At 55.7% G+C, this 6,206-nt stretch carries 9 protein-coding genes; 1 reads left to right on the forward strand and 8 read right to left on the reverse strand.

All coding sequences use genetic code 11. The features are described from left to right. Positions 1–299 precede the first annotated feature (299 nt). Positions 300–443 carry a hypothetical protein gene (locus PHP98_11275; GenBank protein MDD5484210.1) on the reverse strand — a complete coding sequence of 48 codons (144 nt, stop codon included), beginning with the start codon at positions 441–443 and terminating at the stop codon, positions 300–302. Between the two features lie 694 nt (positions 444–1,137). On the opposite strand from PHP98_11275, the gene PHP98_11280 reads away from it, so the two are divergent. After that, positions 1,138–1,374 carry a hypothetical protein gene (locus tag PHP98_11280; protein MDD5484211.1) on the forward strand — a complete coding sequence of 79 codons (237 nt, stop codon included), beginning with the start codon at positions 1,138–1,140 and terminating at the stop codon, positions 1,372–1,374. 552 nt (positions 1,375–1,926) lie between these two features. Here PHP98_11280 and PHP98_11285 read toward each other — a convergent pair. The 7 genes from PHP98_11285 to PHP98_11315 all read right to left on the reverse strand — a co-directional run bounded on the left by PHP98_11285 (position 1,927) and on the right by PHP98_11315 (position 6,119). Then, on the reverse strand, positions 1,927–2,127 hold the full coding sequence (locus tag PHP98_11285) for a hypothetical protein (GenBank protein MDD5484212.1): 201 nt from the start codon (positions 2,125–2,127) through the stop codon (positions 1,927–1,929). Continuing rightward, positions 2,124–2,555, reverse strand: a complete 432-nt coding sequence (locus tag PHP98_11290) for a hypothetical protein (GenBank protein ID MDD5484213.1) — start codon at positions 2,553–2,555, stop codon at positions 2,124–2,126. Before PHP98_11290 ends, PHP98_11285 begins: the two co-directional genes overlap by 4 nt. Positions 2,556–2,961: 406 nt before the next feature. Further along, positions 2,962–3,402, reverse strand: coding sequence for a hypothetical protein (locus PHP98_11295; protein MDD5484214.1), 441 nt, complete (start codon positions 3,400–3,402; stop codon positions 2,962–2,964). Continuing rightward, positions 3,399–3,704, reverse strand: a complete 306-nt coding sequence (locus tag PHP98_11300; GenBank protein ID MDD5484215.1) for a DUF3850 domain-containing protein — start codon at positions 3,702–3,704, stop codon at positions 3,399–3,401. Before PHP98_11300 ends, PHP98_11295 begins: the two co-directional genes overlap by 4 nt. 23 nt (positions 3,705–3,727) lie before the next feature. Then, positions 3,728–4,768 (reverse strand): protein rep, encoded by a 1,041-nt coding sequence (locus tag PHP98_11305; GenBank protein MDD5484216.1) that lies wholly within the window; start codon positions 4,766–4,768, stop codon positions 3,728–3,730. A 339-nt stretch (positions 4,769–5,107) separates the two neighbouring features. Further along, positions 5,108–5,347 carry a hypothetical protein gene (locus PHP98_11310; GenBank protein MDD5484217.1) on the reverse strand — a complete coding sequence of 80 codons (240 nt, stop codon included), beginning with the start codon at positions 5,345–5,347 and terminating at the stop codon, positions 5,108–5,110. Positions 5,348–5,423: 76 nt separating this feature from the next. Further along, positions 5,424–6,119, reverse strand: coding sequence for a hypothetical protein (locus tag PHP98_11315; GenBank protein ID MDD5484218.1), 696 nt, complete (start codon positions 6,117–6,119; stop codon positions 5,424–5,426). Positions 6,120–6,206: the final 87 nt, after the last annotated feature.

A 6,206-nucleotide genomic window follows, 5' to 3' on the forward strand; every position in this document is an offset into this window, starting at 1 on the left:
GCCGGGTCAACCGGCTTAGTCCTCTGACGCATGTACGATCCATAACGGTTCCTGGCGTACGTTACGCCACCGATCGAGCCGCGAATGGCGGCAATGCCGCCACCAAACTTAATGAGTGCCATCAGGAAACTCCTTTCTTGATACTGCGATTTACGGTTTTTGCACTATTTTTGGATTGCCGTCTACCCGCCCCCCGGCCGCTATGGGGCTTTCGATGCGGGCAGTCGCGACAAAGCAAAAATAAGCGAAGAAAAAAAAGCAGAGGACCGCCGCCAAAGCGGCCTCTCGCTGCAGCTCTGTCAAGCGGAATCCGCTGGACGGGCGGCGGCGGCCGAAAGATCAGTGATGTCACGCTCGAGGAAGTCCGGGCATCCGTTGTTGTTTCGATCCAGAACCCAAAGCACCAGGCGGATGACGCGGAAGATCAAAAGTAACTTTTCCATGATTCACCTACTAAAAAAATTTTTCGTTACAGCTTGCAAGCCGGTAAACAGGATAAAGGGGGTCTTATGGACTGTCAATAAAAAAAATTAAGAGATACACGGGAACAACGAGGGGGAAGGCGACAAGGATCGGCGGGAACTGGCGCGGCTGGCGCCGGATGAGCGGGCTGTCAGAAGGGGCACGGCGGCCGCTGTGCGGCCGCTGGGCAGGGCTTCCCCCCCGGCTACGATAGACGGGGGGGACGGGGGGAAAGCCCCGTTAAAACAGCACAGGCGAAGCCTGACCGAATTATTTACCCCCCGACGAGCCGGGGGGTAGGGGGGACGGGTCAAAGCCCCCCCCGCGAAAGCGGGGGGGGCGCGTAAATAACCAGCGGCAAAAATCAGCAAAGGACGTGCCGAGGGGGCCGGGGTGAATCGGCGCGGCTGGTGTCTTTGAGGGGTTTCCCCCCCTTCAAGTGGATTTCACCCCCATCCTTAGAGGAAGTGGCCTCGGAAGGGGGGGAAGTTTGAAGGGGGGGAAACCACGGCAGAAACCAGCTTTCCTTTGCTTTTTGCCGTATTCCGATTCCTTTTAGCGGGCTGGTCAGGCGGCTGAATCCGGCTACTGAACACAGAATCAGACGCCTGGGCGGCCCGCTAAAATAAATTAGTGCCGAGTCTTCGAGTCCTCATCAGCAGGGATCGGGGCGGCGTGAGCCCCGATCGGCCGCCGCTCCGGCGGCCGAAACAGCAGGGGCTCGGGGGCGGCCGCCCCCGAGCGGCCGCCGCTTCGGCGGCCGCCACCGCCCGGAACGACGGGGGAGCCAGCGAACAAGAAAACGCCCGCACGCGACCGGGCGGCGGGGGGTTCGGGGGGGGCCAAAGACCCCCGGCCGCGGCGAGCTGCGGCTACGACGCCGGGGCCGGGGGCGACGCCCCCCCCGTTTAGCGACGCGAAGCGAACGAACCGAACAGACGCCGACAGCGAGTCCAGCCGCCGGAGCCGCGACCGGGCCTCCGTGCACGCTCCATAGGCGACCGGGCCCGGCCGCCGGCAGGCTACGGCCGGGGGGCGACCAGCAGGGGCAGCGAGCCGCAACCCGCTATGGCGGGGGGCGGCTCGCGGTGCGGATGCGCTGTGCCTGGGGGGCGGCCAGCAGGGGCAGCGAGTCGCAACCCGCTATGGCGGGGGGCGGCTCGCGGTGCGGATGCGCCGTGCCTGGCGTACGTGGCGGAGGCGGAGGGGGGAAAAAAACAAAAAAAAGTAAAAAAATAAAAAATGAAAAAGTTAAAAAATAAAAAATTCAAAAAAAATTTTTTAAGAAAAAAAAATAAAAATCAACGATACGAGGGGAACATCTAATTTTCGGCGAAGGCGGAATAAGCTGGCTATTGGCGTGTGCTGGGCGTGTGCTGGGCGTGTGCTGGGCGTGTGCTGGGCGTTTATAATGTGCGTGTGATTGGGGATGATGGCTCGAATTTCAAAAAAAGTGAAAGACGGTTAAACGATCAGAGCTGACGGATCATATTTGATTTTAACTTGAATGTTACCAGAACCGTCACAGAGTTTGAGAACTTTGGAATGTGAAGATATCGTGAATTGATCTCCCAAAACCTCCGCAGGATCAACCATAGAATAATCACGCGTGAGGGTCACCGCCTCAATCTGGTTGAAATCGGGATCTGCACCAAAATCGCTCATAGGCCAAACCCAATCTGAGCGGTACCGCCCTGAAAATCGTACCCGGCCGCAAATGTTAATTCATTCGACAATGTCAGATCCAACCAGTTAGTAGAACGGCCGCGAAAACATGGGAACGTCCAGCCGTAAAAATAAACCTCCAACAGCCAGAACGGCGGAGAATCGGCGTGCAGATAACAACCATAATACGGACTGAGATCATAGGACCAAAGGCAAACCGCCCCCCAGCCGTAACGGTCCTGAACCAAACCAAAATGCTTATTGATCCAGCTCATCGGATACGGCAAAGAGGCGGGATCGCGGGCGGTGACGCCGGAGACGTCAACGTGCATATACTTGGGCACCTTGCCGGAGTCAAAAGGGCCCGACGGCGTAAGAACGTACGCACAATCCGCACCGTATACCATAGGATCGATCACATTACCCATAATAAGCATCATACGAAAAAATCGGAGATGTGCCAGAAAAAACGCGCTCCAGGAGCGCCCAGGATCTACGATCGGCGGGCGGCCGGCACTGAAGGAGCGGGGATTTACAAGGGAAAAAAAGAAGGGCCGCCCGTAAGGGCGACCCGAAACAAGAGTCAGACAGGCCGAACGGCCGGTCAGGAAGTGCTAAACGAGCTGCGGTTGATCGACGCCCTTCGTTTTCGCCCGGCGCCGGGTTCGGGGACGAGTTACTCTCGCGCGAGGCTGGCGATAATTATTCTGGCAAGCCCGCGAACAAAACAGCGGCCGGGACCGATGGCGACCATCTACAAAATAATCACGACCGCAAGCCAAGCAAACGTGTTTGATAGAATTAACCATAAAAAACCTCCTTAAAAAAAATGAGTTAGAAATCCAGCACATTAACGTAATAGTTACAAACCATGCCTGAGACGATGAGGGCCTCGGGCAACAGCAGACAGCGGCCGAACACTTGTTCGGGATAGTAGTCAATTGACCACTGCTCCAAAAAGAAGAGACAATCGCTGCAACATTCCGGGCCGCATGCGGCCCGGAAATCAGCTTGAGAATTCGCCTCCGCGATCCCAGGCATTCGAGACATCGATACAGTACGAAAACGCTCGCTCGACGACATATCGCAGGGATGGCAGTTCATCCGGAAAGTAGTAGCAGGTTTCCCGCCAATCCTGCCCGTCGTTAAAGGATTTGACAATTTTGATCGAAAATTCGGGATAGGTCCCGCCGTGGTCGGACGGCTTTGCTTTAACCCAAATCTTTGCAGAAATTTTTCCCGCACGAAACGTTTCATCCGGTTTACGATGTTCATGGTTTGCATCCTGAGTGCTCATAAACTGCTCCTTTCCGAGTGATTTCGAAATGATCGTACTGAAACGATACGCATAACATCATCCACCCGGGCTCAATCCCATACTGACCGCCGAACAGGATATAATCAACATGGCAAAACGCCTCACGCCCCGTGTAACGGCGTTCGATCTGATCATACTCCTGCAGACAAAGACGATCGGACTCACGTAAGCCCGGATGGGTCCGATGGGGCAAAAATCGGAGCTTGCCCGATCGAATCAGCGAAAAGAAAAATTGACTGACTGTAATATCATGCTGCATAAATGGCCTCCTTAAACAGTGTATTACTTATAAAAATCTAACCAACCTTGTATGTACTGCTCCGCCACTAATTCAATAGGCGGCAAGGGGGGGGGCTCCGGCGGCGGCTCTGTGACAATGATCTCCATAGGTTCATCCTCCTGCCACGCTGTGAGCACGCGCCGGGAAACAAGATCATAAGGGGCATTACGATGCACGACCGAGAAAAAATCAATCCGGATCCAGTCGTCCGCGTCATCCGAACGGCGGGGGGACAACTGAACACCCTTCGCCGTTCCCCATGCCCCGACGATGCGGCGGCCTTTGAGGGCCGTCATAATCTCAAGAGCATCCGCCCGAGAAAAATCATCCAAACGACAAGGCGCCGATGCGTAACGGGCTACATAATCGGCCGCCTTCTTCGCGTCACGCACCTGGCGTATGTCAACGATTCGGCTCCCGTGGCTGGCGGTTCGCCAGGCGGATGATAGTTTGAATTTGTCGATATAACCACAGTCCGCGAGCACATGTAAATGAGGATGCCAACAGCCGTCGGACTTGCTTTTGGTGATCTGAAAAAACCAGATCCCGCCACGAAGGTGCCTGCGGATAAAGGGCTGACGCCGGAGCTCCCGGAAGGCCTTATAGAGCCCGTCAATCTGACCGTCAAGAGGTCCCGAAAAATGCTTGAGAGTAAATGTCAAGAACTTAGGTCGATCCAGCGATTTAATCCACGCGCCGGACGAATTAACTAACAGTGTCCGCTTTGTGCGGATGCAAAGAGGACACCATCGCAAGTTACACCGTGCACTGGCTACACGGACATGCCCGGTCTTTTTATGCTGTACAAACCACGCAAAAGTGCGACACGCATCATAAGACTGGGTAAGGTTGGTCCCGCATAGATGGTCGTGATCGACGTACAGAGACCGCGTCAAATCGATGGTCCGTCGGTTTCCGGAGATCAAAAAATCGCGATACGTGGGTAGGTCGTCAGACTGTACAGTTGTTTCTTTGGTATCAAGTTGAGGAGAAAAAACCTCGGCAGGACCGGCAAGAATCGGGTTTTGACAATGGTTTAGCATAACTGGCTTAGCAAGGGGTTTACCGCATTACGGAGAAATGAGGTCATTTTTACAGATTAACGCCGGCCAAAGAAGACATGTCATGGTGAAAAATTGGGGCCGGGACTGCCACATCCACGGCCCCTGCTAAACCTCATCTCTCACGGATGCCGCTCGGGTCGGTCCCCACCGGAGCCCTATCCTGCATCCGATGATAACAATATCGGCGAAAATTGCGGGAATGTCCAATAAAAAATACTAATAGTAGACCCGCGATCACCTAATACCGCCACCACGGAGGGAAAAACAGCCGCCGCAACCAATAACGGCTGCGACGGCTGATAGGTCCGCAGGGGTCCGTTACTCCGCCGTCAGGGGAATAGACATTCCAAAAGCATAATCACTGCCACCGGCGGTACGAAAGCACGGTGCAATGGGAGTGTAGTCTATACGCCACGGCGAGAGATAAAACGGCTGACCGTCAAAATCGAGCCGGTACTCGGTCGAAGAAAACCAATAACGAAAAACGCCCGGAATAGTGAAACCGTCGGAGTGGTATAAAACGACCGATTCAGCAGGCGGTGCTATACCGGTATCCATCGGCTGTGCAAAACGCAAGGCCGCATAAGACGGGGCCCCTGGCACATTGTGGTATACTCCGACCGGCGCCGGAAGGTCAGGCCCCAACTGATACGGCACCACAAAAGGGGGCCGATAGTCTCCCGTCAAGCCTGATAATGCGAGCCTCCACGAGGACTTTTTGGCCCTCCGCAACCGCGAAGGGGACCGAGACAGTCTGGGGTGAGGTTGGAGCCACGGCCGCACCAGCGATCGAGCCCGCGTAACGCATGGGGCCCTTGAGGTATTCGCGGCCGGGACCGACGGGCCGCGTCATTTTGAGAGTCATGTACCCGCCGACTTCTTTCGCCCAATCAAGCGTGTTATCAAAAGCCACGCTGATTTCTTGAGCCGCCGCGGAGATCGTCGGTACGAACGCCGGATCGGCGGCCGGGAGCACAAGCTCTGTGGGACCGTCATCAACGATCGAGCCGTCCGCCTGCAAAATCGCTGTGTTCGAACGGCAGAACATGTTGAAGCCGGTGAGCTGGATCGACTCGCCCAAAGCGTTGATCCAAGACACTTGCTGTGCGAAGTTGTTCCACGCATCACGCTGAGACTGCGTGAGAACAGTGGACCAGCGCTCAACCAGCGCCGAGAGGTTGGAGCGGACATCAAGCTGATACGCAGAGGCCGGGTCAACCGGCTTAGTCCTCTGACGCATGTACGATCCATAACGGTTCCTGGCGTACGTTACGCCACCGATCGAGCCGCGAATGGCGGCAATGCCGCCACCAAACTTAATGAGTGCCATCAGGCAACTCCTTTCTTGATACTGCGATTTACGGTTTTTGCACTATTTTTGGATTGCCGTCTACCCGCCCCCCGGCCGCTATGGGGC

It is taken from the genome of Kiritimatiellia bacterium (assembly GCA_028715905.1).
Taxonomy (GTDB): domain Bacteria; phylum Verrucomicrobiota; class Kiritimatiellia; order JAAZAB01; family JAAZAB01; genus JAQUQV01.